This window comes from Pyxidicoccus xibeiensis (assembly GCF_024198175.1).
Taxonomy (GTDB): Bacteria; Myxococcota; Myxococcia; order Myxococcales; family Myxococcaceae; genus Myxococcus; species Myxococcus xibeiensis.
On the sequence record NZ_JAJVKV010000004.1, the window covers coordinates 492,277 to 518,700 of the forward strand.

Genomic DNA, 26,424 nt, shown 5'->3' on the forward strand with positions numbered 1-26,424 from the left:
CGTCCTCACGCCCGCGCCTCGCCACCCTGCTCCTCGACGTCCCTCGGTGGAGCCTCCTCCTCGCGCGTCCGGGCCCGCGGCGCGTAGATGTCCCACAGCGTGCCCATGAACAGCTTGCCGAACTGGCCGATGACACCCACGCCGGCGGTGCCCTCGCGGCCCGAGCGCATGCTGGCGATGATTTTGAGGACCTGCTCCACGCCGAGCTTCAGCACGCCCGCGGCCACCACGGGGCCCCGCTCGTCCGTCCCCTCGTGGAGGCGCGAGTACAGCCGCGTGGTGTCCTTCCACAGGTCGGGCCCCGCGTCGTCGCGGATGGTCTTCGTGCCGGACAGGTAGTACTCCTTGCCCTTCGCCGCGAAGCGCAGGCCATAGGCCATGATGCGGGTGTTCGGGGTGTCGCCGGGACGGAAGAGGTTGAAGGTGCCCTGCTTCACGGGCAGGTCCTCGCCCAGAGGGGCGTAGTGGACCTGGGCCACCAGCCGGGCGGTGTGATTCTCGTCGCGCACGAACGCGTCCATGTCATCCACGCTGATGGTGCAGTGCATGGTGAAGGGCGTGTCCTTGCCCTGGTGGGCGCCCGTCGTCGGGTCGGTGGTGCCCATGGCCAGGGGGCCGGACATCGTCTCGCGGAAGGTCAGGTCGGGAGTGGGTTCGGTCATCTGCGTCATCTCCGGGGTGAGGGGGAGGCCCTCGGCGCTGGCCACCGCGAGGTAGCGCCAGGCATCCGAGTAGCCCATGTCGATGAGCGAGGCGGCGGTGATGTGCCCCGCGTAGAAGTCCGGGTCCAACGGCAGCGGGCGCTCGGGCTTGATGAGGTGGACGGCGATGGGCTCGCGGTGCCCCATCACCACCTCGCCCGCGCGGATGCGGTCGTTGAGGTCCTGGATTTGCTGCAGCTGCGAGAAGAGGGCCCCGTTGGCGCTCATCTCAATCATGTGGACGTACTGCTGGAAGATGCCGCGCGCGTACGTGGGCGTGTTGCCGATGCACCACAGCACCCACAGCTCGCTGGCGCCCCGGCGCACGGCCTCCAGGAGGTTCGCATCCTGAATCCAGACGGAGTCCGTGTACGTGGTGGCGCCCTTCCTCACGGGCGGCATGAAGATGGGCAGGGAGATGCCCGCCACGAGCACGTCGAGGTCCACGCGCGTGTGGTCGAAGACCTCGTTCGTCTTGCGGGTGAAGTCGCAGACGTTGAAGGTGCCCTCCAGGCCCTGGTGGGCGTGGATGGCGTCCACGTCGATGCCCAGGTGCGGGAAGACGTGGCCGATGATTCCGTCCGCGTCGCCCATGGCCTCCATCTTCCAGGCGCGCAGGTACTTCTCCGGGGAGACGAAGGACACGAAGTCCCGCACGCGGAGCGTCCGCCACCGGGCGCACATCTCCTGCGGAGACAGGCCGGACAGCATCATGGCCAGGTTGATGATGCCGCCCGAGGTGCCGTCCGCGTGCTGGAACGTGAGCCCGGCATCCGTGAGCGCGCGCAGGACGCCGGCCTGCCACGCCACGCGCATGCCTCCGCCCGCGAGGATGAGCGAGCGCTTGCGCCCGTCCGCCGCCACCACCGGCGGCCGGGCCACGGACGCTCCGGAGGAGGTGCCCGCCGTCACGGGCGGACGCGCCGGAACTTCCGACATGGGGCCCTCTGCCAGGGGCGGACGCGCGGAGGCACCCTGCGTGGGGGTCCCGGTCACAGGCCGGTGCGCGGAGTCCTCCGACATGGAGCCTCCCGTCACGACCGGCCGCGCGAAGGCCTCCAACATGGAGCCTTCCGCCGTGGGCGGGCTCGCGGCAGCCTCCGACGGGGAGCCCACCGTCACGAGAGGACGCGCGGCAGCTTCCGAGCCGGAGCCCATCGTCACGAGCGGGCGCGCGGGCACTTCCGGCCTTCCGGCCACGGTGAGCCGCGCCGCGTTGCGCAGGAAGCCGAGGTAGCCCAGCACCACCGCGGCGGACAGCATGTCGAAGACAGCCACGAGGAGCGCCACCGGAGACAGCAGCCCTTGCACCACGGCGAGGCCCACCATCAACGACGCGCCCAGCTTCTGAAGTCCCGCCCAGAGGAAGGCAGCGGGATTCTCCCGAGGCGCATGCACCCCATGCAGCAGCAGGCCGCCGAACAGCACCATGAACATGCCGACGATGCGGAAGAAGTGCGCGGGCGTGGGGCTCGCATCCGCGTCGAGCACGCGAAGCTCCCACGCGGGCGCCGCGAGCTGCACGGCGCCGCTCACCACGGTGACCCACCCGATGGCGGCGAGCACCTTCCGCCACACGCGCTCGTGCCGGTCCTGCCAGAGCGCCCTCATGTCCGGGCCTCCACCAGCGGTCCGCGTGTCCCGCGCCGGGAGTCCCTGGCGACGGGCTGGGATCCGGCATGGGCGGCGCGCTCCAGCCGCACCAGCTTGTGGGCGAAGTAGCCCACCATCGCCAGCCACTGGAGCGTCCACAGGCTGACGCGAATCACGTTCGTCCGCATCCACCCGGCCAGCACGCGAGACAGCTCCGCCGGGTCGGTGATGCCGGCGGCCATCGCGTCGTTGTACGGGAAGATGAGGAAGCGGGTGAGCAGCGTGGCCACCACCACGAGCCCGAAGACCGCGGCCGGGTACCACTTGTACGCGGTGCGGCGCTCTCCCCACCACAGCACTGCGGCGGAGACCAGCATGACCCCGGTCATCCACGTGAAGAACCGCGTGGCGGCCTGCACCTGCGGCACGAACTGGAGGTAGTAGTTGTCCACCGTCAGCTCGGGCGCGATGGGGAACGTGAACAGGATGAGCGACCAGCCCGTGCCCAGGTACATGGACACGCACAGCAGCAGCAGGCACGCGTTCACCAGCCGGAACACCTCGCGGCGGCTCATGGGTGCGCCCCCTGCTCGTGCTCCCTGGAGCGCTCGTCACGGTGGAGCTCGGCCTCCTCGTGCTCGACCTCCTCCACCAGCTCCTGCTCCATCGTGAGCAGCTCGCCCTCCGGCGCGACGCTCCGGTCGGCGACGAGCGCGGGCGCCTCACCCGGCGGCGGCATGGGATTCTGGCCCTGGCCCAGGTTGACGACGCTCTCCAGCCCCTCGGGGTACGTCTCGGCGGGCAGCGTGGGCTGGCTGAGGAACCACGCCTCGAAGTGGTCGTCGAGCACGCCGCTCGTCTGGGGGAAGAAGCCGGTGAAGAGGGCGCCCTGGGAGACGCCCAGCTCCTTCAGCGGCTGCACGCGCGGGTGGTCGCCGAGCTCCAGCTTCGCCTTCGCGCGCCGTCCCAGCCGGAAGCCGAGCTTCCCCCGGAAGTAGATGTAGCTCTTCATCAGCATGCCGCGGAAGGCGCAGTAGTTGGCGCCCGCGGCGCGCAGGGGCAGCCAGGCGCGCTTCGGCCGCTCGATTTCGATGCGCACCGCCTCCCGGCCGCCTTCGGCGTAGCGGCTGCTCACCGTGCCGTCCGTGATTCGGAAGTCCAGGTTGCCCAGGTGCTTGGGCATGCCCCAGATGCCCTTGCCGCCCTTGACGGAGACCTCGGTGTTGACGGGCAAATCGTAGACGTACTGGCCCAGGCCGTACTTCTTCTGGAACAGGAGCGGCAGCAGCGGCGGCGCGCGCCGGGGGCCGTGCGTGCAGGCGATGGCGACGCTGAACTCGATGTACGCGCCGATGTCGGTGACGCGGTAGTCGATGACGGTGACGAGCAGCACGCCCTTCTTCCGCGTGAGGCGGAACGGGTGCAGCTCGTTGCCGGGCATCAGCTTCGCGGCCTTGTCCGCGTCCAGGGTGAAGCCCGCCATGAGGGCCGGAGAGGACTCGGAGTGGATGGGCAGCTCATAGGGGATGCCGTCGACGCGTGAGAAGCGGCCGGTCTGGGACTGGATGCGTCGGGGAAGACGGAACATGGCGGGGCTCCTTCACACCGGCTTGTCGAGCTCGGCGAGGATGAGGGGGAAGACGTCCCGGGACGCGTCCTGGCCCATGAACATGTCCAGGTGGCCGTAGCCCGGGACGACGTGCAGCGCGTGGTAGCCGGGGCGGAAGCGCTCCAGGTGCTCGAAGCTGCGGCGCTGGCTCTCGGGGAGGAAGCAGCGGTTCTCCGCTCCGGCCAGGAAGACCCAGCGGGCGTCCGTCTGGGGCTCACGCTCGGCCAGGTCGTCGGGCAGGGCCGGGAAGTCGTCCACGGGCAGCATGTGGCCGGCGCGCACGCACTCGGTCATCTGCTGGAAGAACGTGAGGGGGACCTTGGCGAATTCGTGCTGGAGCCACTCGTGCGTCTCGGCGTTGAGGTTCTCGTGGCGCCAGAGCGTGGGGAAGCCGACGCCGTAGGTGAAGCTGACCCAGCGGCACACGGGGTTGTCGCACTCGTGGTGGAAGGCCCGGACCAGCAGGTTGAGTGCCTTGGCGGTGCGCGTGGGCGCGCCATGGCCCCACTGCGGGTCCAGGTAGGGGGTGAGGCGGGCCACGGGAGGAATGGCGAGCGTCAGCTTCAGCTTCGCCGCGCGGGAGACGACGGGGTGCAGCGAGACGGCATTGGAGACGATGACCTTCACCTCGGGCAGCAGCCCGGAGGCCGCGGCCATGGCGAAGCTGGTGGAGCCCTGGCAGTGGATGATGGCCTTGACGGTGTCGTGGCCCGTCCTGTCCACGACGGTGCGCACGGCGGCGGGGTGGTCCCAGACGGCCGCCTGGTCGAGCGTCCACTCGCTCGGCTCCACGTCGATGCTCGCGCGCCAGTTCTCGAGCCACACGTCGTAGCCGTCGGCCACGAGCGCATCCACGAGCGTCTCGTGCACGGGAGCGCGGAAGATGTTGGCCCGCACGCCCGCGCCGTGCACGAGGACCACCGGCCCCCTGGCGGCCTCCTCGTCGCCGTGGACGTGGATGAGGTTGAGCGCCCGCCCGTCGCCAGCGAGGAAGGGGACCACCTCCTCATGGTGCGGCGGCGTGCTGGACGCTTCGGCTGGCATGGCGCATCCCTCCCACTCCGTTCGAGTGGGACGGGCGCGGATGTGATTTTCGGGGCCAAGCTACTCTGGCAACTGGCAGAGGGACCAGCTGAGCAACCCACTGGACGAAAGCGTATGCCTGGGAACGCCCGATTCATGAGGCTAATCGCCAAATAGCGCACGCACAATTCATCACAAAACAGAGCAGACAGACAAACGGGCATTCGGCCGCAGGCCTACAGCTTTTGAGCGACGCCTCATCCCTGCGGGCACTTCACATTCCCATCATGAAGGTTTCGCAGCAGCGCCTCAAGCGCAAGCCTGGCCCAGAGGCTCTTCTGGTTGATCCGGAACGCAAGCAACTACCGCGATGGTTTCCGCGAGAAGTCAGCTGGCATTGGACGAGACGCGCCAGAGTAGATGCCGCGATATTGCAAGTCGCTAGGCTCCCGATGCCAGGACAGGAAAACGTGGCACCACCGCACTCCAGGGTAGATACGAATCCTCTGACGCGAAACATTGGCAATCTCAAAGGTAATCGTTCCCGGAGCGTCACTCCCGAAAGTTGCACAGATCAGATTTGACGACAACCCCGCAAGACCACATCGTGCAAGACTTGAGAGCAAACTCAATTGTCCCGACAGGCGTGGCGAGAGTCTCAGCGCCTCAACTGAACTTGCTAAGTAGAATTGCCCCGGTTCCACCACGAAGCCGGACTCGTCCATTTCCCTCTCCTCAAACATGACAGATGCATCAGTAACCCTTGTGTCGATAACTCCCCCCACAGCCCGCTCAACCAGAATACGTCTGCCGATTTTAAGAAGATAGCTCGAAGGGCGTAGCGAATCTGGATCAAACCCGTCAATAACAAGCTCACCAACTCGGCGCGCCTCCTGAATTTCCGCACTGGACAATGTCATCCGAGTATCACCCTTGAATGAGGAACTGAAGACTTTCGCGCAAACACTTCAGCAAGACATCTCAACGCAGAAGAATCCACCAAACTGACCTCAACTTGCCCCTGCTCCACAATCTCCAAACACTGCGCATCAAGAATCGAATTGGCGCCAGGCCGTTCTCCAAACGCCTTTGCCCGTTCCTTCAATTCCGTGATTTTCCACTCAAGCACTTCCGTCGGCCTCTCAAAGCCTACGTGGTAGACGGGCACACCTTTCTTAAAAATCAGCAATTCAGAACCAGGCAGCGACACTGCAGCAGCGGCAGCCAACGCATCTGTAGAGAGATACCCCTTACACGCCTTGACCACTACCACTTGCGAAACTTCAAGAGCAGCGGCCAGCATCTCACCAGGCTCAACAAGCTCAGGAAAAACAGAGATTCCATTCTCAGCGAACGCTGAACGAGCTAGCAACCCATTCAGATTCACGACATCGATGCCTATCCTGTCCAACGCCTCCCCACGCACCCCAGCACTCTCTGCCAAGTCGAGGAATAAAAAAGCCCCCATGCCTCCAGGAACAAATGCGACCTTCGCGCTGGACGCCACCCCGCGAAGTCCTTCAATCAGACCTTCGAGGTACGACGGGTCGAAGCGCAATCGTCGATACGCCAGCCATTCTATCTTATGTACGGCTTCAGTCTCGACGAGATTGCCGCTCCCACCGGCCTTTACGACATATGTCTTCACAGGAGTCCCAAGCCTTTCAATAGAAACCTAGTCGCAAACGTAAAAACCCCATCAGCATCCAGACTTGCCAGATTCCCGAACGGCATCCACTCAAGTTCACTGATTTCATCCGATGACAGCTTCAGGCTTTCCATCCTGAGCACTTGGCTACTCACGAAAACGTACCACTCGTGACAGTCCGCACCATGCCTACAGATATCCCCATCAACAATAGGGAATCGTCTTAAGAACTCCGCTTCGAGCAGCGGAACTCCCAGCTCCTCCAACACCTCTCGTTCGATTGCTTGTCGCGCTGTCTCCCCCTCCTCGACATGTCCGGCAATCAAACTCCATTTCCCCTCATATGGCTTCTGCTTCTTCCGTATCATCAATACGCGACTATCGGCCACAAACAATACACCCACCGAAAGATGCTTGACTGACCGCCCACCGTATTTTTTAACTACAATAGATCCCACTGCCATCTTTGAGTCGGAGTTATGAATCATGTTTGGGGTCGGGGCCTCCTTCGGCACAGCGATGAAATCGTGATTTTCCACCGCAGCCTTTGCAGCCCTGTCCAAAACAAGCAGCGAATCGACATATTGACGCGTGCTCGGATTCTTCAACACCAGACCGAACTGATGAATTAAAGACTCCAGCGCCCCCACATCCTCCCCTCTTCCAACAACGTACCAATACACCTCGCGAAGAGCATCCGCCTTCAACTTCTCTACATGCACTCTATCCAATAAAACCTGAGTAATCAGCCTCTGATTGGACTGCATCTCCTGTACGGCACGATCCATTCGTTCGATCACCTCTTTATCTGTAAACTCCAGCCCAAATCGATAGAGGTTATTTGCATATCGCAAACTCCCCGGAAGAACTTGCATGTAGTTCCTCTCCTTAAGCAATCTAACCTTCAAGTTGGGATATCGTCTCCGAAACACAAACAGCCGAACGTCGATACCTGTCTGCTGCTTCAATTGTAGAGCAGCCTCAATGGCCATCAACACCCGAAATACACGCCGAACTATATCAAACGTTCTGTTTTCCAGAAATTGAACCTGCGGAATAGCGCAGGCAGGCACATCATACTCTTCAGATAGCAGCCCCAGCGCTTCGTCCGTTCGGACAAGCGGTGAAACCAAATACAAATCCAACCTCTCTATCCGACTTGAAAATTGAGACAACACTCCAATGGATGCACTTGATATCTGAGAGGTTGTGCTAAAAACAGTGAGCCTTTCTTTCGACGCACCACTCAGGCGACCAAAGAACTTTTCGTCTTCGTCCTCTGAGCGGAGCCTGACATCCAGCATTCCCGAATGCTTTGCCAGTAGAGTCCGAGTGAACTTACTTGCCTCTACGGCCTCTGGTATAAGTGTCGTCCCCAATGCAAGTTCCAACAGAATGATTCTATACGTCTCATTTTGCGCCGCTCTCTCGGCGCACAACACAAACTCGCTCGTACCAACGTCAGGGGCTATTTTCAATTTGGAATAGTAAAATTGCAACCCAAGCACAAAACAAGCCGCATCTTCGGGCTTCATCTCCTCTATGAAGGAGCGATCAATCTGCCTATTTCCGTACAGTCTAAGAAAGCGCTGTTGGTGTTCAGCGGACTCAAGGCTCCGACGCTCGCGAGCAAGTTCCTCTAAAACTTTCAGCAGTCGGGCCAGAAAAGTCCCCCGCTGAATGTAGGGAAGCAACTCTTTCGCCGCAGGGATGAATAACCCTGAGATGGCGATTGTGGTCAGGGCACGACCAATAGGAGAGTTATTGAAACGTCCAACGACTCCCCAGGATTCACCAGCAAAGTGCTGCAGGACGATCACCACGAAACCGAAGATAAGGCCGCCCAGCAATTTTTTGACTACCGGCTTCATAGCCTTCTCCCACACCAAGATGTCTGACTCGTGCCTTCCACATCGAACCCATCAGATAGAGAGCAAACACACTCATGAATGCAGCAGCAAAAACGATTAACGGCAAACAAGTCACGAAAAAACTTTCAAGGACTCCCAGCCTTCCGCCAGCCCTCGGCTCCGCCGACCAGAGCAGAACTTACTTGGACCTCCGCTGCTCGCGCAGCCCGGCGCGGGACACCGTGAACACCGCCTGCCCGCAGCGGCCGGAGGACTCCGCCCGGGCACGCGCCACGCGCACCTCATGGCGGACACCTCCCAGCAGGAGGTGCCGGGTCTCCCCGACGCTGACGGACACCGGCGCGGCGGAAGTGCCCCGGGCTCCCGCGTCCGCGAAGCGCAGCCGCACGCTCTTCGAGCGGGAGGCAGGCTCCACCGCGCAGCCCGCGTCCTCCCAGTGGACCCGCAGCTCGGGGACGAGCCCCGGGGGCAGCAGCACCTCTCCCTCCGGGGTGGTGGGCGCGCTCGGCACGGTGAGCAGCAGCAACCCTCCCTGCTCGTCGCGCAGGGTGTCTCCCGCGAGCAGCATCGGCTGCTCGCCCTCGTCCGAGGCACAGCCCACGGGCTCGCGGTGGGTCGTCCAGGTCACCGTGCGGCCCGACAGGTCCGCGAGCACGGCCGGCACCGCAAGGCTGTAGCTCACGCCGCCGCGGACCGCGCCTGCCTCGTACTCCAGCACCGAGGCCCACTGGTCGCCGTGGCGGTAGGCTCCCTGGAGCTGCCGCGCCACCTTGAAGCGCCGCTCCAGCCGGGGGCCCGTGCGCTGCGCGGCCGAGGCCTCCGGCTCCTCCTTGAAGGCCACGTCCACCTGCGCTTCCCGCCAGACCTCGTCACAGGGGCCCGCATCGCGCGCCGGGGCAGGCGGCGAGAGCGCCGCCGCGGACGGCGCAGTGCCCGCGTCCGGAGCGGCCGGGGTGGAAGAAGACCGGCAGCCGATGAAGCACAGGGCCACCAGGATGCCCCTGGCGCTCACAGGCACTCGGCGTACAGCAGGGTGCCATCCGCCGACACGTGGAAGTCCCGGCCCTCCACCTGGCCTCGCGCGAGCAGCCGCTCCCGCTTGCGGCGCACCTCCTCGCGCCGGGCCGCCTCCGGCCGCTCCTGGTGGGGCACGTGCGGCCGGAAGCGCACCGGCCCGCCCTTGTCGTCGGGCTCGTACCTCGCCAGGAGCGCGCGGCCCGTGCCGTCGCTGGCGTCCCCGTCGTCGGAGAAGTCCAGCTCCAGCATGCCCCACTCGTTCAAATCGCAGTCGCACGTGGAGCAGCCGGGAAAGCCGCAGCCCATGAAGCCGTCGCGGCACTCGATGCACTCACTCTTCGGAGACGCGGCGCACGCCGCGCAGGCGTTGTCCCCGTTCGAGTACGAGTGCCAGCCCGAGTGCCCCACCCCCGAGAGCTGATAGCGGTAGTTCATCACGCTGTCGTGCACCACGCTGTACTGGTCCGGCACGTCGTTGCCGTTGTGGTCCAGCGCGAGGTTGTGCCCCAGCTCGTGGATGAAGGTGCCGCGCTGCTCCTGGGCGCTCGGGCTGGCCCAGCACCCCATGCTGATGATGACGTCGTTGCCCAGCAGCTCCGCCTTGCCCGACGAGCACGACGTGCTGCTGGAGTGCTTGTACGCCCACACGACGTAGTGGAAGTACGCCCTCTTCTCGGGGTTGCCCGGAGAGAACGACGCCTGCTTCAGCGAGTAGAAGTCCACGCCACCGCTACAACCGCCGAAGCAGACCACCTCGTACCAGGGCAGCGTCCCGTCGATGAAGGCATGCAGCCGGATGCCCGAGTCCCGGGCGAACACCGCCGTCGCGTCCGCCACCAGCGCGGGGTAGGGCTGCCGCGTGAGGTACGGATTCGAGGGGTGCTGCATCCAGTCCACCTCCAAGTAGAGGTCCTTCACCGTGGGGCTGCTCCACTCGGAGAAGGAGAACCCGTCATTGCCGAACAGCTCCAGCGGGTCCGGCACCATGTCCCCGTCCGAGTCCTCCGCCTCCGGGTTCATCCCCAGCAGCGGCTCCAGGGCGTCGGAGATTCCGTCCTCGTCCCCGTCGTTGTCGTCGAAGATGGTGGACCACAGCTCGTCGTCATGGGTGAAGGCCGCCGTGCCCGAGCTGCCCGGGTAGCGCCCCACCACCACGCGCTGGCCGGTGTTGTTCTGCGTGCTCGCGGCGACGACGCGCGGGTAGTACTTCGGGCCGCTGTCGTCGTCATGCTGCAGGTACTCCGTGTTGGAGCGCAGCAGGACGACGAGGTGGTCTCCGGCGCCCGGCGTCGTGGAGGTGGCGCGGAAGGTGTCCTTCTGCTTCCACGTGAAGGACAGCGGCACGCCGCCGAAGGGCTGATTGGACAGGAGCAGCGACCCGTTGCGGTACACGCTCGCGGTGCCGCCGCGCCCGTCCGCGTACGCCCGCACCCAGACGCGGTAGTAGCCCGAGTCCGGCGCGGTGAACGTCACACACGAGCGCGTCGTGCCCGCGCAGTCGTCATTCACCGCCACCTGGCTCCACACGCCGCCCCTGTCCCGCAGCACGTGCAGCACCGTGTCCGGCGCGGTGCCCGCCAGGTCTCGTGTCTCGAATGTGTAGGACTGACCGGCGTCCAGGAACAGGCTCAGCCAGACGAAGCTGCCCCAGTCTCGCGAGGCCACGTGGTGCGGCACGGCCAGGGCCACCGAAGGTGCCAGCAGCACCAGCGCACGCAGCACTGCCATCATCGCCTTCATCGTGTCTCCTCCCCCCGGAAGAACCACTCCTTGAATGCCTCCTGCTGGCGGGCCTGCTCCTCGGGAGGCAACTGCTTCCACTTCACCCGCTCCGCCGCGAGCGCCCGCTGGTAGCGCACGTCCGTCTCCTGGGCCCGCGCTTCCTGGGCGGAGGGCTCCGGCGGCGCCTGCGCCAGCTTCGCGGCCAGGTTCAGCGCGGCCAGGTAGCGGCGCTCCTTCTGGGCACGGGTGTCCGGCGTCGCGTCGAGGTAGGCGCGCTCGGTGCGCGTCACCAGCGCCGCCACGTCCTCCACCGGCTCCTCGCGCAGCAGCGCCTCCTCGTCCGGCGTCAGCGGCACCAACGCCCGCTCCGCGAACCGGGCCAGCGTGGACGGCGCACCTCCCGCACGCACCACGTCCACCGTCAGGCCACCGCTCCCCTTCACCTGCTCCACCTGGGGGCGCGCTCCTGGTGCCTCCTTGCGCTCGGGCACGGTGGTAGCTGCCTCACCGCGCGCCGCGACAGGGACCGCACCGCGAGGGGCCGGCTCGGGCGTGCCGTGCGTTGGCGCGTCCTCCAGCACCCACCTGGGCACCAGCAGTGGAAAGCCCGCGGCAAGCAGCACGATGCCCAGCACCACGCTCCCCACCCCCGCCATGTCCCTGCGTGCGCGCATGCCTTCCCCCGCTTGCTGCCCTGCAGCTCTAGCGCCATTTCACGCCCACATCAAACCCATGGGAGGGCATGCGGCGCGGCGCAGGACACCGGAGGCAGCGACTGTCCGCCGGAAGCGAGGCGGGCGGCCCATGAGGGCCTTCCTTCGTCGGAGCCGAGCGCTCCAGCGCTTCGAAGCCCCTGACACCGAGCAGTTGGGGCAGGCGACTCCGTGCAGGCACTCGGGCTGTCGCACGGATGACGCTCCCAGGGACGAAGGTCGTGAGCTCCGGTGCGCCTGACGCACATCGCTTGACCTGGCGCGCCTCCCTTTCGATGGTTGCCCCATGTCGGGTGCAACGCCGCGAGCCATCCTCTTCCAGCACGATGAACCCGTGAGCGCGGGTGCCCTCGCAGGCGCGCTCACGCGGGCGGGGTTCGCCCTGGAGACCCGCTTCCGCGAGGTACGTCCGGCCGATGCCGAAGCGGACCTCGTGGTCGTCCTTGGGGGCTTCATGGGCGTCTACGAGGCCGACCAGCATCCCTATCTCCGCGAGGAGCTCGCCCTGTTGGAGCGGCGCCTCCACCAGCGTCGTCCGAGCCTGGGCGTCTGCCTGGGGGCACAGATGCTCGCCGCGGTCTCCGGCGCGCGTGTCTTTCGGGACCCGAAGGGCATGGTCGTCGGAGCCCAGGCCATCCACGTCGCGCCGGCTGGACGTCAGCACGCTGTCTTCGCGGGTGGCCCCGCCTCGCTCCTCGTCACGCAATGGCACGGCGACACCTTCGACACCGTGCGCGGCGCGGAGACGCTCGCGTCCTCGGAGCGGCAACCGCAGGAGGTCTTCAGCCTGTCCAACTCGGTGGGCTTCCTGTTCCACCCCGAGGTGGAGCCCCCGACGCTGGAGTCCTGGGCACGTGCCTTCCCGCAGGCACTGGAGCGCGCGGGCCGCCGGCTCGATGACGTGCTCGCCAGGGACCTGCCCTCTCTGCGCGAGGCACGCGCCGACAGCGAGGGGCTGCTCCATCGGGTGGCCGGATACTTCGCCCGGGAAGTGACGGCACGCTGAACCAGGCCCACGCAGAGCTTGTCGAGGCCAGTCGGTTTGCCGGCTTCACCCGCGGTCCCGCAGAAGCGCGGCGCCGCATGAGCCTCCGCATCGTCAGGAGCCGCGACGCCGCCTCCCGCTCCGATGCACGGTGGGCCCTGCCTGGGCGTTTGCATCGCAGGAACCGAACGTAGTCTCCCGAGCCAATGAACGATGGGCCCTGCCTGGGCGGTTGCATCGCAGGAACCGAAACGCTGCCTCTCGCCGCGATGCACGAAGGGCCCTTCCTGAGCCTGCGCATCCTCACGAGCCGCGCCACCTCATGACTTCGTGCGGTGAGGGCCCTTCGCACTGCGGCGGCGCACGGATGAAGAGCCCCGACCTCTCGCAAGTGCCGCATGCGGGCCGCTCTTGCAACGCGCCCGGAGGCGGCACGCACGACCGCCGTCAGGCCCCAGGTCGAGGCGACAGGTCTTCCCGGGCAACGTCCCCGGTTGGGCGCCGCCCCATGTCAGCCCCACCCTGTAGGAAGGATGAAGCGGAATGAACGTTCATTCCGGCGGCCAGCCGGCCGGAGGGAGGGGTGGGGCATGTGGATTCGGGAGCACTTCCACGGCACGACGATGATGGCGGCGGCGGGGCTGCTGGCGCGGCGGGGCTACGAGAATGTCCGGGCCGAGGAGCTGGCGCGGATTGCCCGTGTGTCGGTGGGCACCCTGTACCGCCACTATGGCAACAAGCGCGGCTTCGCCCTGTCGGTGCGCGACTTCGCCGAGCGCGAGATATGCCGTCTCGCGAGCTTCGAATTCGAGCTCGGGAATCGCCGCTCCGGAGGTTTCCGGGAGGGCTTCTTCGCCTTCTGGCACCTGCTGGCCCAGGCTGCGCTGCGCCAGCCGGAGCTCTTCTGCTTCACCTTCCTGCACTGGCACCCCGAGGACGCCCCCGAAGAGGAGCGCGGCTGGCAGGTACGGCAACTGGTGAGAACCGTCCTCTCCCGAGGAGAGAGCCAGGGCGCGCTGGTGTCGGGCTCGGCCGCGGCGAGAGCATGTCTCGTCTGGGGTTCGCTGGCCGAGCTGGCGCGCGTCGCGACGTGGAGGGCCGACGAGATTTCCGAGGAGGACGTCTTCGCCTCGGCGGAAGCCCTCTGGCGGGCACTGGGCCCCTCCGAGGGCTCGGAGCCCAGAGGGCCCGGTGGCGGTCTCCCCTCGGACGAAGAGGGTGCTCAGGGAGCAACGTCTCAGGGTGACCTGACCAGCTCGGCCGATGCCTCCAGCAGTGACTCGGAGACGTCCCCAGGTGAGGCCAATACGGCCGACAGAGATTCGGCAGTGCTCACGCATGAGGCCAGTGCTTCCAGCAGTCACCTGACGACGCTGCCCCATGAGCCCGAGGCACCCGACAGTGCCCTGGTGACGCTACCCCATGAGCCCAAGGCAGCCGACAGTGCCCTGGCGACGCCGCCCCATGAGCCCGAGGCACCCGACAGTGCCCTGCCGACGCTACCCCATGAGCCCAAGGCGCCCGACAGTGCACTGGCAGTGCCCGCTCGTGAGGCCGACGCATCCAGCAGTGCCGCCGCAGCGCCCTCGCCTGACGACCCGGGGGCTCGGCGGGGCGGAGGAAGCCTCCACCCGGGTGCGTCAGGTGTCGCGCTTGAGGGCCTCGTTGGGAGCAACCCGCATGGCGGAGGCCGCCGGGAGCCAGCTCGCGACGAGCGCGATGAACACCAGCACCGAGGGCGCGCCCAGGAAGACGAGCGGGTCGTACGCGGAGACGCCATAGAGCATCGCCGAGAGGGCGCGCGCCATCAGCACCGCTCCCACCAGCCCCACCACGAGCCCGACGCCCGTCAGCCGCAGCCCCTGCCCGATGACCATCCGCAGCAGGCTGGAAGGTGTTGCTCCCAGGGCGCTCCGGATGCCCAGCTCCCGGGTGCGCTGGGCGACCCAGAACGCGAGGATGCCGTAGAGCCCCACGGAGGCCAGCACCATCGCCAGCACGGCGAAGGCGCCGAGCAGCCCGCTGACCACGCGTGCGTGGGCATAGCTGTCCTCGACGAGGCCCTCCATCGGGCGCACCTTGAGCATCCGCAAGTAGGGGTCCGCCGCGCGCAGCTCCTGGTACAGCAGCGGCGTGAGCTGCCCGGTGGGAAGCTCGGACCTCACCACGAGGCTCAACGTGTGCGCAGGCTCCTGGCTCAGCGGCACGTAGACGTCTCCCGAGGGCACCACCGTCAGTCGCTCCATCGGCACGTCTCCGACGACGCCTACGACCTCGTGTGCTCCGGGCGACTTCCAGGGCAGGTCCAGCTGGAGACGGGCTCCCACGGCGCTCCGGCCCGGCAGATGGCGGCGTGCGAAGGCCTCGGTGACGACGACCACGCGCGGGCTGTCGGCCGTGTCCAGCGCCCCCGGGTAGCGGCCCTCCTTCAGCGGAATGCCGAGCGCCTTGAAGTAGCCGTCGGTGACGGACACGTACCCCGCCTGCGCCTTCGACTCCGTGGCGTCCGGGCGGCCCACCACGTGGAAGCCCGTGGTCTGCCGGTAGTTGCTCCCCGAGAACGGAAGCGCGGTCGTCAGGCCCGCGGCGCTCACTCCGGAAAGCGCCTCCAGCCGGGCGATGAGGCTGCGGGTGACGGCGGCGGAGGCCTCTTCTCCCGCGTACTTCTCCAGCGGAACGAACACCTCTGCGACGGTGACACCGCGCGGCTCGAAGCCCAGCGGGACATGCTGGAGCCGCCACACCGTCCGGAGCATCAGCCCCGCGCCCACCAGGGGCACCATCGCCAGCGAGAGCTGGACGATGACGAGCATGGACCGGGTGAGGCCCATCGACGTGGCCCGCGTGCCGCGCGCCATGGGGGCGAGCGCCGCCTGTCCCCGGCCCCGTGAAGCATGGAGCGCGGGCAGCACGCCCACCAGCGCCGCCGTGGCCACCGAGGTCAGCGTGGCCGTCACCAGGACGAAGGGCTCGACGCCGGGGCCGGACATCAGCTGCGGCGGGACGAGCGTGCTCAGCCACTCGCGCCCCCAGAGCGCGACGAGCAGGCCGAGCGCGCCCCCGAGCAGCGCCCGGACCAGGCTCTCCACGAGCACCAGCCGGACCAGTTGGGCCCGGCTCGCGCCGAGCGCGATGCGCACCGCCATCTCGTGCGCACGCGCGCTCCCCCGTGCGAGCAGGAGGTTGGTGAGGTTGGCGCACCCGAGCAGCAGCAGGAGGGCGGCCACCCCCGTCACCACCTGGAGCTGCGTGCGGGACTGCTCCACCCAGAGTCCATGCAGGGACTCCAGCGTGGCCCCGGTGCGCTTCTCGCCCGCGACGGGCTCCGCGCCCAGGGCGAGTTGGGTCAGCTCCGCGCGTGCCTGCTCGGGAGGGAAACCCGGCTGGAGTCGTCCGACGACGCGCAGCGCGCTCTGCTGCTCGGTGGCGGCGTCCAACGACAGCGGCTTCCAGACCTCCACCTCCGGCTCGAACTGGAAGTCCGCGGGAAGCACGCCCACCACGGTGTGCACCTGGTCATTGAGCACGAGGCTCCGCCCGAGGACGCCGGGAGCCGCCCCGAACTGCCGCTGCCACAGGGACTGGGAGATGACGGCCTCGCGGTCCCTGCCGGGGACCTCGAGGTCCGCCGCCCACAGACGCCCCAGCATGGGCCGCACCCCGAGCATGGGCAGCAGCCCGGTGGAGGCCCGTCCCACCATCAGCCGCTCATCGGACTCCGTCCCGGTGAGCAGCTGCTTCCCACCGTGGAAGCCCTCGATGCGGGAGAAGCTCCGCGCGCCCTCGCGCCAGGCATTCCACACCGGCAGGCTCACCCGGGCCCATTCCTTGTGGGGGCCCGCGCCCGCGCCGGGGGTGGTGGTCTGGAAGAGGCGGTAGAGCTGGGAGGCCTCCGGGTACGGCAGGGGCCGCCACAGCACCTGGTAGACGGTGCTGAACACCGCGGTGGTCGCGCCAATCGACAGCGCCAGCGTCGTCACGATGACGGCGGTGAACGCCTTCTCGCGAAACAGGGAGCGGACAGCGAGCCGGAGCTCCTGGAAGAGGAAGGCCATTCGAGATGGGGGCGGGCTTGCGGGGGTGCGGAACCGAGAGCGGACCTGAGGCCGTGAGCAACAAGGATGCCACGGCCGTCCGCGCCCAGATGCAGTCCCGCCAGCCCGGTCCGCCTCGGACGTGCCGCCCTGGATGCCCGGGGAGCGTGCTCGGAAGTGGGAACCCCTGTCCCATTCCCGAGCACCCTCGCAACACCATCAGGCCTGGGGGACGGGCCGTCCCAGTACGTGGGCCGAGCCGAGCGGCAGTTGCAGCGTGTCGTCCTCGCTGGAGCGGAGGCCCTCGGCGCCGGGGGCCAGCGGCCGCTCACCGGAGACGAGCTCGCGCGCCCGCGTCACCAGCCACTTCACGCCCCGGAGCGCGTCCTTCACCAGCGCCGCGGGTGCGGCGCGTGACAGCACCGGCGGCCCCTTCAGCGTCCCCTGCGGCGCGTCGTCGGGCATGGGATTCACGCCCACGCCCAGCTCGTAGACCATCTTCCCGCCGAGCGTCGCCGTGTAGAGCGCCAGCCCGCACGCGGCCAGCCCCACCACCGCGCTGGTGAGGGTGGGCTCGCGCTTCAGGCGGAAGGCCGTCACGCCGGTGGCACCCAGCAGGATGACCGCGTTGCCCAGCCCGTGGAGGAAGGTCATGTCCCGGGCGCGCGGCGAATCCAGCCGCACCTCCTGGCTGGCCGCCAGTCCGGCGACACCCGCGAACAGCCCGCTCAGCGTGCCCGCCACCCACACGCGCCGGGCCACCTTCCCCCAGGCCCCATCGCCCGTGACGACCGAGATGAGGTCCGCCACCGCCGCCGTGGGCAGCAGCGCCAGCGGCGCGTGAACCACTGACGGGTGCAGCTCGTGCAGCAACATCTCCCTCTTCATCGCCTGGCCTCCTGCCTTTGACGATGAAGGGTAGGTACCTCGCCGGGGCACGGCAGGGCCCGGCCGCCTGCCCGCCCTGCTCCCGCGGTGCATGCTCCTCTCAGGCCGGAGCGCGTTGGGGGTTGCCTGGAGGACCGGTCTCCGAGCCGGTGGCAGGCGCCCGCCTCCAGGCGGCGTGGCGAGGCCTTGCCCCAGGACAGGGGAACGTCTTCGGCGGACTCAGCGTGGGGTGGCCCGCTCCCCCGCCTCCCCCGGGAGCGGGGGAGTGGAAGGAACGTTCATTCCGCCCGGCAGCGAAGCGACCCGGCTGGGAGACACGGGGATGGACAGCGGCAGCTCCTGGCGGGTGAGCACCTCGCAGCCCTCGCGGGTGACGAGGAGGGTGTGCTCGAACTGGGCGGAGAGGCTCCCGTCCTCCGTCACCACCGTCCAGCCGTCGGGGAGCAGGCGGATGCCCTTGCGCCCCAGGTTCACCATGGGCTCGATGGTGATGACCATGCCCGAGCGCAGCTTCAGGCCCGTGCCGCGCCGGCCCACGTGGGACACGACGGGAGGCGCATGCATCTGGTGGCCGATGCCATGGCCCCCGAACTCCTCCACCACGCTGCAGCCCTCCTTGTGGGCCAGCTCCTCGATGGCCGCGCCGATGTCGCCCAGCCTCGCGCCATGGCGCACCACAGCGATTCCCGCGTCCCGGCACCGGCGCGCCACGTCCGCGACGTGCCGCGCCTCCGCCGACACCTCACCGATGAGGAACGTGGCCGAGGTGTCCCCATGGAAGCCATCCAGGAACGTCGTCACGTCCACGTTGATGATGTCTCCGGGGGCCAGGTGCTCGTCCGGGCGGGGGATGCCGTGGCACACGACGTGGTTGCGGCTGGTGCACACCGTCGCCGGGAAGCCGTGGAAGCCGAGCTGGCTGGGCCTGCCGCCCCGGCGGGCCGTGTCCTCGCGCACCCACGCATCGATGTCGGCGGTGGAGATGCCAGGAGCCAGGCGGGACGCGACGTAGGCCAGCGTGCCCGCCGCGGCCTGACTCGCGCGGCGCAGGCGCTCCACCTCCGCGCCCTTGAACAGTGGAATCGACATGCCGCCAAGGTGGCGTCCAACCGGGCACACCGTCCAATGCTGTTTCGGTATGGCCGGGGTGCGCCACGTGTACCGGCCCCGGCCCGCACGCTAGGATGGGGGCGTGAGCCTCACGCACCTCCAGTCCTTCGTCGCCGTGGCCGAGGAGTGCCACGTGGGCCGCGCCGCGAAGCGGCTCCACCTCACCCAGCCGCCGCTCAGCCGCCACATCCTCTGCCTGGAGGACGAGCTGGGCACCCGCCTGTTCGAGCGGACGCGCCAGGGCATGCGCCTGCTACCGGCGGGTGAGGCCTTCCTCCTCCACGCGCGTCGCATCCTCGCGGAGGTCGACGCTGCCGTGCACACCGTGAAGGGCCTCACCGCCAGTCGCCCGGGCGGCTGAGGCGGGCCGTGCTCAGGTCTGCGCGAGCTGGATGAGGTTGCCGCACGTGTCCTCGAACACGGCGATGGTGACGGGCCCCATCTGCGTCGGCTTCGTGCGGAACACCACGCCCCGCTGGCTCAGCCGCTCGTACTCCGCATGGATGTCCGTGGAGCCAAAGGACGTCGCGGGAATCCCGTCGTCGAAGAGGGCCTTCTGGAACACCTTCGCGGCCCGGTGCGCATTGGGCTCGAGCAGCAGCTCCACGCCGTGCGCGCCCTCGGGGGCGACGACCGTCAGCCAGCGGTACTCCCCCACCGGCACGTCCGTCTTCTTCTCGAAGCCGAGCACCTCCGTATAGAACTTCAGGGCCTTCGCCTGGTCGTCCACCATCACACTGCACACGACAATCTTCATCCTCGCCTCCCGGGGACCACGGATGGGTTCGCTGTTCAGGACCCCGCGCGCCCGGCTCGGCACACCGGCGAATCCTCAACCATGTAGTTGAGAATAGAGACGGCCTTCGGAACGGTCAACCTTCTGGTTGAAGGATTGAGCTTCGTCCACTGGATGCCGTGGCGGCTTCAGACGCCGCCGCGCCGCGAGACTGCCTGCTAGAGCGGGCCCATGGCCGCGCTTCCCGATGAGCACCGTTCAGCATGTGGACGTCCCGAGGCTCCTCGCGGGCTGCTGGCAGGGCTGCTGATTGCGTGCCTGATGCTTCCCGCACCATCGCGGGCGGAAGCGCCGAAGGCTGGCGCCGACATGGCAGCGAGGCCTGGCCCCACGGAGGTCGCGCCCACGCGGCCCGGAGCGGAGCGCGACGTGGGAGCGCTCCTGGCTGAGCGCGGCGCTGCGCTTCCTCCGGACGAAGCAGGGGCTCCCGTGGAAAACCACCAGGACGAGCGTGGCACTCCGCCCTCTCCAGCGGGAGAGGAAGCTCACGCGGGAACCGACCAGGACGAGCGTGGCACTCCGCCCTCTCCAGCGGGAGAGGAAGCTCACGCGGGAACCGACCAGGACGAGCGTGGCATTCCGCCCGCTCCAATCGGAGAGGAGGCCCAGGCGGGCGCGTCCTCGGAGGCAGCCAGTGCCCCGGCCGCCGACGATTCCGCGGGTGCCGGCACGGTCGTCACGGGGACGCGGCTGCCGCGCCCCATCCGCGACGTGCCCGCCACCACCGTGGTGATTCCCCGAGCGGAAATCGAGCGCAGCCCCACGCTGACGCAGGACGCCCTCGTGCGCACCCTGCCCTCCGCCGCCACCTTCCGCCGCACGCCCAGCCTCGTGTCGGACCCCACCGCGCAGGGGCTCAACCTGCGCGGCCTGGCGCCGTCGGGCGTGGCGCGCAGCCTCGTGCTCCTCGACGGCATCCCCGTCAATGACCCGTTCGGGGGCTGGGTCTTCTGGCGCTCGCTGCCCCGGCTCGGCATCGACCGCATCGAGGTCGTCCCCAGCGGCGGCTCCGCGCTCTATGGCAGCGCCGCGCTCGGCGGCGTCGTGCAGCTGCTCTCCCGCCCCGTCTCCGGCGCGAGCCTCGAGGCCGACGTGGCCTACGGCAACCTGGACACCGGCCACTTCGCCGCGCGGGGCGCGGACCGCTGGGGCCCCGTGCGTGCCTCGGTGGAGACGGAGCTGCTCACCAGCGACGGCTACCGCATCGTCGCCCCGTCGCAGCGAGGGCCCGCCGACACCGTCACCCCCAGCAACCACGCCGTGCTCAACGGCCGCGTGGACGTGGACGCATCCGACACACTGTCGCTCTCCGCTCGCGCCGGCCTCTTCCGGGAGAACCAGAATGGCGGCACGCGCTCCACCACCGCGCGCGTGGAGCTGGCGCAGTTCGGCGCGGGTGCGCGGCTGCTCACGGAAGACAGCGGCACCTTCACCCTGGACCTCTTCGGCCGCGTGCAGCGCTTCGAGCAGAGCCGGGCGCGCTTGGCGGAGGGGCGCACCAGCGAGACACGCGCCGCCTACCAGGACGTGCCCGCGGATGACCAGGGCGTCTCGCTGCTGTGGACGGGCCCCGCCTGGACGTGGGGCGGCACGCACGTCATCACCGCCGGGCTCGACGCGCGGCGCATGGCCGGCACGTCCGAGGAGCGCCTCTTCCCTCCGGAGCCCACGCCCACCTCCACCTTCGTGCGCGCCGCCGGGGGCACCCAGGCCTCCGGCGGCCTCTTCCTCCAGGACCTCTACACCGTGTCCCCCGCGCTGGAGCTGTCCGCCGCGCTCCGCCTGGACGCGTGGCGCAACACCGGCGGCGAGCAGCGCGTGGAGCGCGCCAGCGGCGCCGTGGAGACGACAGGGTTCGAAGACGGCGCCGAGCAGCAGCTCAGCCCGCGCCTGGGCCTGCGGCTGCGCCCGGTGGAGTGGCTCACGCTGCGCGCCTCCGGCTACCGCGCCTTCCGCGCCCCCACGCTCAACGAGCTGTACCGCCCCTTCCAGGTGGGCACCGTGCTCACCGCCGCCAACGCGGCCCTGCGCGCCGAGCGCCTGTGGGGCGCCGAGGCCGGCGTGGAGGCCGAGGCCACACGAAGCCTCACCGCGCGCGTCACCGGCTTCTGGAACGTGCTCGACGCGCCCATCACCAACGTCACGCTCGCCGAGCCCCTGCCGGACGGCGCCACCCGCCAGCGGATGAACCTGGGACAGGCGCGCGTGCGAGGCGTGGAGGCGGGCCTGGACTGGCGCCTGTCACGCCAGTGGACGGCCCTCTTCGCCTACACCTTCGTGGACCCCACCGTCACCCGCGCGCCCGGCCAGCCGGAGCTGGTGGGAAAGCAGCTCGCGCAGGACCCGCGACACCGGGGCACCGCCCTCGTCAGCTTCGACGAGCCGTCCCTCTTCACCGCCACCGTGCAGCTGCGCGTCACCGGGCCCCAGTACGAGGACGACCTCAACGAGCGCGGCATGGGCGGCTACGCGGTGGTGGACGTGGCCGCCAGCCGCCACCTCTTCTGGAAGGTGGACGGCTTCGCCGCGGTGGAGAACCTCTTCGACCGCGAGTACCTCGCGGGCCGCGCCGGCGTGGACACCCTGGGCCCGCCGCTGACGGCCCGCGTGGGCCTGCGGCTGCGCGGCATCCCCTGAAGGGCCCTTCAGCGAATCGTGCGCACCGGCCGCACCGGGCCGTTGAACCAGCGGCTCAGCTCCACCACGTCGTCCACGCGGCGCGCGGGCGGCAGGCTGGAGAGGAAGACCTGGCCGTACGCCTTCGTCACGATGCGCCGGTCCAACATGGCGACGATTCCACGGTCGGCCTGCGTGCGGATGAGCCGCCCGAAGCCCTGACGCAGCGCCAGCGCCGCCTGCGGCAGCTGGTACGCGTCGAAGGGCTCCTCGCCCCGCTGCTGGAGCTGGTTGATGCGCGCGGCCACCAGCGGGTCCCCCGGTGACGCGAAGGGCAGCCGGTCGATGATGACCAGGCTCAGCGCGTCACCCGGCACGTCCACGCCCTCCCAGAAGCTGTGCGCCGCGAACAGCACGCTCGGCGTCTCGCGGAAGGCCTCCAGCAGCTGCTGCTTGGGCCGCTCGCCCTGGAGCAGCGCCTGGTAGGGCAGCTGCCCCGCCGTCAGCTCGTACGCGCGCACCATGTTGCGCAGCGAGGTGAAGAGCACGAAGGCGCGCCCTCCCGTCACCTCGCAGAGCTTGAGGATCTCCTCCGCCGCCGCCTCGATGAAGCCGGGGGCCGACGGGTCCGGCAGGTGCGTGGGCGTGTACAGCGCCGCCTGCGTCGGGAAGTCGAAGGGGCTGGCCACCGCCAGCGTGCGCACCTGCGTCACCGGCTGCCCGTCCTCGCCGTACAGCCCCATGCGCCGGGCGAAGAAGTCGAAGCGGCTGTCCGCCGCCAGCGTGGCCGACGTGTACACCACCGTGTCCAGCGCGCCGTACATCCGGTCGCGCAGCTCCTTCGCCACGTCGATGGGGCTGGCGCGAAGGAACAGGCCCTTGCCCCGGGCTTCCGCCCAGTACACGTGGTCCGCCGACTCCGCCTTCGCCAGGAAGCCGAGCTGCTCCTCCAGCTCGTCGGCCCGGCGAGTCATGGCCGCCAGCTCCGGCTCCCGCTCTCCCACGGTGAAGGCGGACAGCGCCGCCAGCGCGTCGCGCACGCCCTCCAGCGAGGTGGACAGCTTCGCCATCGTCTCGGGCTTGAGCGCCACCGAGGACTCGAGCCCCGTCAGCCCCAGCGCACGGGGCGCCTGCGCGAAGAGGGACTCGGTGCTGGAGCGCAGCCGCGCCGCCAGCGCGCGCAGCATGGCGTGGCGCGAGTCCTCCTCCTTCAGCGCCGCCACCGTGTCGCGCGCCAGCTCCTCCAGCCGGTAGTTGGAGACGCTGCACCCGAAGTGGCCGCTGGCCGCGTCCTCCAGCGCATGCGCCTCGTCGAAGATGACCGCGTCGTACCAGGGCAGCACGCCCTCGGTGCGCTTGCCGGAGCTGCGAAGCGCCAGGTCCGCGAAGAAGAGGTGGTGGTTCACCACCAGGAGGTCCGCGCCCTCCGCGCGCTTGCGCATGCGCGTGACGTGGCAGTTCTCGTACAGCGGGCACTTCGTGCCCATGCACGTCTCGGACGTGGTGGACAGGCGGGACCAGGCGCTGAAGGACTCGGGGAGGTCCAACTCGGCGCGGTCGCCCGTGTCCGTCGCCTCCGCCCACTTCTTCAGCTTCGGCCAGTAGCGCGACTCCTCACGCGAGGAGAACTGCGGGTCCTTCGAGAAGGCGTCGTAGCGGTGCAGGCAGAGGTAGTTGCTGCGCCCCTTGAGGTACGCGGCCTCGAAGCGCAGCCCCATCTTCTCCCGCATCAAGGGCAGGTCCTTGAAGAAGACCTGGTCCTGCAGCGTCTTGGTGGCCGTGGACACCACCACCCGCCGCCCGGAGAGAATCGCCGGCACCAGGTAGGCGAGCGTCTTGCCCGTGCCCGTCCCGGCCTCCGCCAGCAGGTAGCTGCGCTCGGTGAAGGCCCGCTCCACGGCGCGCGCCATCTGCAGCTGCTCCGGGCGGTGCTCGTAGCCGGGCAGGGCGGCCTCGAGCGCGCCTCCGGGACCGAGGAGGGAGTCGACGGAGAAGGACGTGGAGGAAGGAAGCGACATCGTTTCCGGGAGGGGAGCGGGAGCAGCCGGACAAGATAGCAGCGGGCGCCGCGCGAGGCGCGTTTCCGTCCATCGCCGGCTCGGTTCTCCTGGATGGCCGGCTGCTCCACGGGGGAGCGCCAGCCCGGGGGTGTCACGGCCCCGCCATCAGCGACCGCAGGTTCTGGAAGACGAACACGGCCAGCACCAGCACCACGAGGAAGAGCACCGCCACGCCGGCCATCTTCAGGCGCTGCTGGTTGAGGGAGGGCCCGGCGGGCTCGGCCGTGGCCGGCACCACCAGGGTGGCCCGGCGCACCACCTCGTCCCGCCCGCGCTTCGCCATGGCGTCTTCGGGAGCCCAGGCCAGCCGCAGGCGGTACAGGCGGCCCACCATGGCCAGCTCGCCGCGCCCCATGGCCAGCGTCATCAGCCGGTCGTGCGCCTCCCCGTCGTCCCAGTGCTCCGCCAGCGCCCGCCACGCGCCTGCCAGTGCCTCCGAGGGCTGGTGCTCGTCCGCCACGAAGTTGACGTAGACGAGCCCGCACTGCGCGCAGGACTCCGTGCCCTCGCGCCGGGGGGCCACGCACTTGGGGCAGAAGCCGGGGGGCGGCTCGAAGAGCGACGCACCGGAAGGAAGCGTCATTCCAGGCGCTTCCGCGTCCGTCCGCACCACGCGCAGGGCCGGCGAGCTGGGGCGCGCGGCAAGCGGCACCGACGTGGCGACAGGCACCGGCGTGCTGGCGCGCGCGGAAGCCGGCATTGGCGTGGCGGAGGAGACCGACGATGAAGCGGCGGCACCAGCGCCCGCCCCCGTGCCTTCCCGCTGAGGGTACGGCATGGCCCCCGGCGTCAGCTCCCGCTGCACGTGGGGCATGGAGCCCAGACCCGAGCCTTCCCGCTGCACGGAGGGCACGGAGCCCGGACCCGCGGCTTCCCGCTGCACGGAGGACGCGGAGCCCGCCGTGGCGGAGGCCGGGGACGACGGGGGCCGCGCGCGGTTCTCCGCGCCGCACCGGTCACACGTCACCACGAGCACCCCCGCCTCCACCCGGAACGCCTCCAGGGGAACGAGCCGCTCACATGCCTCGCACTGGAATCTCATGACAACACCTGACGCAGGGGAATGGGCATGGCGCAGCCGATGAGGGCCAGCAGACACAGCGCGCAGATGAGCTTGCGCGAGGGGCTGAGCGGCTCTTGCGGCTCCACCACCTCCGGGTGTCCGAAGCCCACCAGCTTGCTCGTCACCAGCAGCCACAGGCCCCAGGACGCGGTGACGAAGACGGTGAGGAACAGCAGCACCAGCGCCACGCCCCGCCCCACCCAGTGCGCCCGGCGTCCCCACATCGCATAGGCCAGGTGCCCGCCGTCCAGCTGCCCCACCGGCATCAGGTTGAGCAGCGTCACCAGCAGCCCGAACCAGCCGGCAATCACCACCGGGTGCACCAGCACGTCCTTGCCCTCGGGGATGGGCCCCAGCGCCAGCCAGGTGAGCCCCTGCATCAGCAGGCTGTCACCGAACACCGTCTGCACGCTGCTGATGGCCTCCTCCGGCACGGGCGGCGCGTTCGTCACCTTCGCCATCACCCAGGCGAACAGGTCCTTCCCGTACACCCACAGCGAGTCCTCGCCGGGGAACACCGTGGGCAGGCGCGGCGCGTCCACCACCGTGGAGTGGGCCAGCCCCCAGAAGAGGATGGGCAGCGCCACCACCAGCCCCGCCAGCGGCCCCGCCGCGCCAATGTCCACCAGGGCATTGCGGTGGGGGATGCGGTCTCGGATGCGGATGACGGCGCCCAGCGTGCCCACGCCCAGCACCGGCAGCGGGATGAAGTACGGCAGCGACGTGTCCACGCGGTGGAGGCGCGCCAGCAGGTAGTGCCCCATCTCGTGCGTGCCGAGGATGGCCAGCAAGGACAGGCTGAAGGCCAGCGCGCGCAGGGCCGCGTCGGCGGACACCTCGCCCGGCGTGTAGGGCCGCTGGAAGTGGAAGTAGAGCAGGTACGACGTGAAGGTGGTCACCACCGTCAGCAGCAGCAGCAGCAGGTGTACCCAGTACCGGGGAGCGGGACGGGCAACGGGGACGGTGTCCATGAGG

20 protein-coding genes and 1 pseudogene are annotated in these 26,424 nt (G+C 68.8%); 4 read left to right on the forward strand and 17 right to left on the reverse strand.

Annotated features, from left to right (window positions below):
- Positions 1-5: 5 nt before the first annotated feature.
- The 10 genes from LXT23_RS19870 to LXT23_RS19910 all read right to left on the reverse strand — a co-directional run bounded on the left by LXT23_RS19870 (position 6) and on the right by LXT23_RS19910 (position 11,858).
- Positions 6-2,312 (reverse strand): patatin-like phospholipase family protein, encoded by a 2,307-nt coding sequence (locus LXT23_RS19870; protein WP_253981780.1) that lies wholly within the window; start codon positions 2,310-2,312, stop codon positions 6-8.
- Positions 2,309-2,869: a hypothetical protein gene (locus tag LXT23_RS19875; RefSeq protein ID WP_253981781.1), complete on the reverse strand. Its 561-nt coding sequence runs from the start codon at positions 2,867-2,869 to the stop codon at positions 2,309-2,311. The genes LXT23_RS19870 and LXT23_RS19875 overlap by 4 nt, the downstream gene beginning before the upstream one ends.
- Complete coding sequence (locus LXT23_RS19880) at positions 2,866-3,882, reverse strand: acetoacetate decarboxylase family protein (protein ID WP_253981782.1); 1,017 nt, start codon at positions 3,880-3,882, stop codon at positions 2,866-2,868. The genes LXT23_RS19875 and LXT23_RS19880 overlap by 4 nt, the downstream gene beginning before the upstream one ends.
- A gap of 12 nt (positions 3,883-3,894) precedes the next feature.
- The gene (locus tag LXT23_RS19885; protein ID WP_253981783.1) at positions 3,895-4,947 is read right to left on the reverse strand and encodes an alpha/beta fold hydrolase; all 1,053 of its coding nucleotides are present in this window, start codon (positions 4,945-4,947) and stop codon (positions 3,895-3,897) included.
- A gap of 341 nt (positions 4,948-5,288) precedes the next feature.
- A complete protein-coding gene (locus LXT23_RS50660) occupies positions 5,289-5,846 on the reverse strand; it encodes a dCTP deaminase (protein WP_407692897.1) in 558 nt (185 codons plus the stop codon).
- Positions 5,843-6,574, reverse strand: a complete 732-nt coding sequence (locus LXT23_RS19890; protein WP_253981784.1) for a hypothetical protein — start codon at positions 6,572-6,574, stop codon at positions 5,843-5,845. The genes LXT23_RS50660 and LXT23_RS19890 overlap by 4 nt, the downstream gene beginning before the upstream one ends.
- Positions 6,571-8,445 carry an NUDIX hydrolase gene (locus LXT23_RS19895; RefSeq protein ID WP_253981785.1) on the reverse strand — a complete coding sequence of 625 codons (1,875 nt, stop codon included), beginning with the start codon at positions 8,443-8,445 and terminating at the stop codon, positions 6,571-6,573. Before LXT23_RS19895 ends, LXT23_RS19890 begins: the two co-directional genes overlap by 4 nt.
- A 178-nt stretch (positions 8,446-8,623) precedes the next feature.
- Positions 8,624-9,457 (reverse strand): hypothetical protein, encoded by an 834-nt coding sequence (locus LXT23_RS19900; protein ID WP_253981786.1) that lies wholly within the window; start codon positions 9,455-9,457, stop codon positions 8,624-8,626.
- Positions 9,454-11,202: a hypothetical protein gene (locus LXT23_RS19905; RefSeq protein ID WP_253981787.1), complete on the reverse strand. Its 1,749-nt coding sequence runs from the start codon at positions 11,200-11,202 to the stop codon at positions 9,454-9,456. Before LXT23_RS19905 ends, LXT23_RS19900 begins: the two co-directional genes overlap by 4 nt.
- Positions 11,199-11,858, reverse strand: a complete 660-nt coding sequence (locus LXT23_RS19910) for a hypothetical protein (RefSeq protein WP_253981788.1) — start codon at positions 11,856-11,858, stop codon at positions 11,199-11,201. Before LXT23_RS19910 ends, LXT23_RS19905 begins: the two co-directional genes overlap by 4 nt.
- A gap of 325 nt (positions 11,859-12,183) precedes the next feature.
- Here LXT23_RS19910 and LXT23_RS19915 point away from each other — a divergent pair, with 325 nt between their 5' ends.
- The gene (locus LXT23_RS19915) at positions 12,184-12,903 is read left to right on the forward strand and encodes a type 1 glutamine amidotransferase (protein WP_253981789.1); all 720 of its coding nucleotides are present in this window, start codon (positions 12,184-12,186) and stop codon (positions 12,901-12,903) included.
- A 605-nt stretch (positions 12,904-13,508) separates the two neighbouring features.
- Positions 13,509-13,577 (forward strand): annotated as a pseudogene (locus tag LXT23_RS50665) (hypothetical protein); the annotation flags it as partial.
- Positions 13,578-14,522: 945 nt separating this feature from the next.
- Here the strand turns inward: LXT23_RS50665 and LXT23_RS19925 are convergent.
- The 3 genes from LXT23_RS19925 to map form a co-directional block, all read right to left on the reverse strand.
- Positions 14,523-16,937 (reverse strand): ABC transporter permease, encoded by a 2,415-nt coding sequence (locus LXT23_RS19925; RefSeq protein WP_253981791.1) that lies wholly within the window; start codon positions 16,935-16,937, stop codon positions 14,523-14,525.
- Between the two features lie 198 nt (positions 16,938-17,135).
- Positions 17,136-17,804, reverse strand: coding sequence for a DUF2231 domain-containing protein (locus LXT23_RS19930; protein ID WP_253981792.1), 669 nt, complete (start codon positions 17,802-17,804; stop codon positions 17,136-17,138).
- 219 nt (positions 17,805-18,023) lie between these two features.
- Positions 18,024-18,893 (reverse strand): type I methionyl aminopeptidase, encoded by an 870-nt coding sequence (gene map / locus LXT23_RS19935; protein WP_253981793.1) that lies wholly within the window; start codon positions 18,891-18,893, stop codon positions 18,024-18,026.
- Positions 18,894-18,996: 103 nt separating this feature from the next.
- On the opposite strand from map, the gene LXT23_RS19940 reads away from it, so the two are divergent.
- The gene (locus LXT23_RS19940; RefSeq protein WP_253981794.1) at positions 18,997-19,275 is read left to right on the forward strand and encodes a LysR family transcriptional regulator; all 279 of its coding nucleotides are present in this window, start codon (positions 18,997-18,999) and stop codon (positions 19,273-19,275) included.
- Positions 19,276-19,287: 12 nt separating this feature from the next.
- On the opposite strand, the gene LXT23_RS19945 is transcribed toward LXT23_RS19940, so the two are convergent.
- Positions 19,288-19,671: a VOC family protein gene (locus tag LXT23_RS19945; protein ID WP_253981795.1), complete on the reverse strand. Its 384-nt coding sequence runs from the start codon at positions 19,669-19,671 to the stop codon at positions 19,288-19,290.
- Positions 19,672-20,400: 729 nt separating this feature from the next.
- Between LXT23_RS19945 and LXT23_RS19950 the strand changes: the two genes are divergently transcribed.
- A complete protein-coding gene (locus LXT23_RS19950; RefSeq protein WP_253982340.1) occupies positions 20,401-22,347 on the forward strand; it encodes a TonB-dependent receptor in 1,947 nt (648 codons plus the stop codon).
- 8 nt (positions 22,348-22,355) lie between these two features.
- On the opposite strand, the gene LXT23_RS19955 is transcribed toward LXT23_RS19950, so the two are convergent.
- The 3 genes from LXT23_RS19955 to LXT23_RS19965 form a co-directional block, all read right to left on the reverse strand.
- Entirely contained in the window at positions 22,356-24,344 is a 1,989-nt protein-coding gene (locus LXT23_RS19955; protein ID WP_253981796.1) for an ATP-dependent DNA helicase, read from the reverse strand.
- A gap of 133 nt (positions 24,345-24,477) precedes the next feature.
- On the reverse strand, positions 24,478-25,428 hold the full coding sequence (locus LXT23_RS19960; protein ID WP_253981797.1) for a hypothetical protein: 951 nt from the start codon (positions 25,426-25,428) through the stop codon (positions 24,478-24,480).
- Positions 25,425-26,420, reverse strand: a complete 996-nt coding sequence (locus LXT23_RS19965) for a site-2 protease family protein (protein ID WP_253981798.1) — start codon at positions 26,418-26,420, stop codon at positions 25,425-25,427. Before LXT23_RS19965 ends, LXT23_RS19960 begins: the two co-directional genes overlap by 4 nt.
- Positions 26,421-26,424: the final 4 nt, after the last annotated feature.

Bases quoted from the DNA above. Each gene is read 5' to 3' on its own strand.
- LXT23_RS19910 (WP_253981788.1), bottom strand. From the start codon at position 11,858: ATGCGCGCACGCAGGGACATGGCGGGGGTGGGGAGCGTGGTGCTGGGC.
- LXT23_RS19925 (WP_253981791.1), bottom strand. From the start codon at position 16,937: ATGGCCTTCCTCTTCCAGGAGCTCCGGCTCGCTGTCCGCTCCCTGTTT.
- LXT23_RS19955 (WP_253981796.1), bottom strand. From the start codon at position 24,344: ATGTCGCTTCCTTCCTCCACGTCCTTCTCCGTCGACTCCCTCCTCGGT.
- LXT23_RS19880 (WP_253981782.1), bottom strand. From the start codon at position 3,882: ATGTTCCGTCTTCCCCGACGCATCCAGTCCCAGACCGGCCGCTTCTCA.
- LXT23_RS19965 (WP_253981798.1), bottom strand. From the start codon at position 26,420: ATGGACACCGTCCCCGTTGCCCGTCCCGCTCCCCGGTACTGGGTACAC.
- LXT23_RS19915 (WP_253981789.1), top strand. From the start codon at position 12,184: ATGTCGGGTGCAACGCCGCGAGCCATCCTCTTCCAGCACGATGAACCC.
- LXT23_RS19905 (WP_253981787.1), bottom strand. From the start codon at position 11,202: ATGAAGGCGATGATGGCAGTGCTGCGTGCGCTGGTGCTGCTGGCACCT.
- map (WP_253981793.1), bottom strand. From the start codon at position 18,893: ATGTCGATTCCACTGTTCAAGGGCGCGGAGGTGGAGCGCCTGCGCCGC.
- LXT23_RS50660 (WP_407692897.1), bottom strand. From the start codon at position 5,846: ATGACATTGTCCAGTGCGGAAATTCAGGAGGCGCGCCGAGTTGGTGAG.
- LXT23_RS19930 (WP_253981792.1), bottom strand. From the start codon at position 17,804: ATGAAGAGGGAGATGTTGCTGCACGAGCTGCACCCGTCAGTGGTTCAC.
- LXT23_RS19870 (WP_253981780.1), bottom strand. From the start codon at position 2,312: ATGAGGGCGCTCTGGCAGGACCGGCACGAGCGCGTGTGGCGGAAGGTG.
- LXT23_RS19945 (WP_253981795.1), bottom strand. From the start codon at position 19,671: ATGAAGATTGTCGTGTGCAGTGTGATGGTGGACGACCAGGCGAAGGCC.
- LXT23_RS19895 (WP_253981785.1), bottom strand. From the start codon at position 8,445: ATGAAGCCGGTAGTCAAAAAATTGCTGGGCGGCCTTATCTTCGGTTTC.
- LXT23_RS19885 (WP_253981783.1), bottom strand. From the start codon at position 4,947: ATGCCAGCCGAAGCGTCCAGCACGCCGCCGCACCATGAGGAGGTGGTC.
- LXT23_RS19875 (WP_253981781.1), bottom strand. From the start codon at position 2,869: ATGAGCCGCCGCGAGGTGTTCCGGCTGGTGAACGCGTGCCTGCTGCTG.
- LXT23_RS19960 (WP_253981797.1), bottom strand. From the start codon at position 25,428: ATGAGATTCCAGTGCGAGGCATGTGAGCGGCTCGTTCCCCTGGAGGCG.